The sequence below is a fragment of the Mycobacterium talmoniae genome (assembly GCF_001854525.1).
In the GTDB taxonomy this organism is placed as follows: domain Bacteria; phylum Actinomycetota; class Actinomycetes; order Mycobacteriales; family Mycobacteriaceae; genus Mycobacterium; species Mycobacterium talmoniae.
The window spans coordinates 1-598 of the sequence record NZ_MLQM01000372.1 but is presented as its reverse complement, the minus strand read 5'-3'; the positions used below and the strand labels follow the sequence as shown (position 1 = coordinate 598).

General features: G+C 68.7%; 1 pseudogene. It reads left to right on the top strand.

The features are described 5' to 3' along the window. Positions 1-113 precede the first annotated feature (113 nt). Positions 114-598: pseudogene (locus BKN37_RS27430) on the top strand (DUF58 domain-containing protein); the annotation flags it as partial.

The following is a 598-nucleotide window of genomic DNA, read 5'->3' as shown; positions in this document are numbered from 1 at the left end:
ATGTTTATCATTCATCATTTTGTTTTTTTTTACAAGAAGAACACGCCATCCGACACCGCTCAGTGTCTGGTGGGCTCGGAGTTTTGTATAAGACACAGCCCCGGCCCCCCGCCGCCTTCTCCGCGCGCGGCGGGCTGCTGGCCGGCACCGGCACCGTCGACGCCGCGGAGATCACCGTGTTCCCGCTGACCCCGCCGCAAGCGACACCGATTCCGCGGACCGAGCTACTCGATCGGTTGGGCACCCATCTGACCCGGCACATCGGCCGGGGCGTCGAATACGCCGACATCCGGGCCTATGTGCCCGGCGACCCGCTGCGGATGGTCAACTGGCCGGTGAGCGCGCGGCGCGGCAGATTGCATGTGACCCAGCGGCTCACCGACCGCGCCGCGGACGTGATCGTGCTGATCGACAGCTATCCGCAGGCCCCGGGTCCGGCGACCCAGGCCACCGAGCGGGCCGTGCGCGGCGCCGCGCAGGTGGTGCAGACCGCGTTGCGCAACGGGGACCGCGCCGGCGTCGTGTCGCTGGGCGGTCGCCGTCCGCGCTGGTTCGGCGCCGACATCGGGCAGCGGCAGTTCTACCGGGTGATCGACAC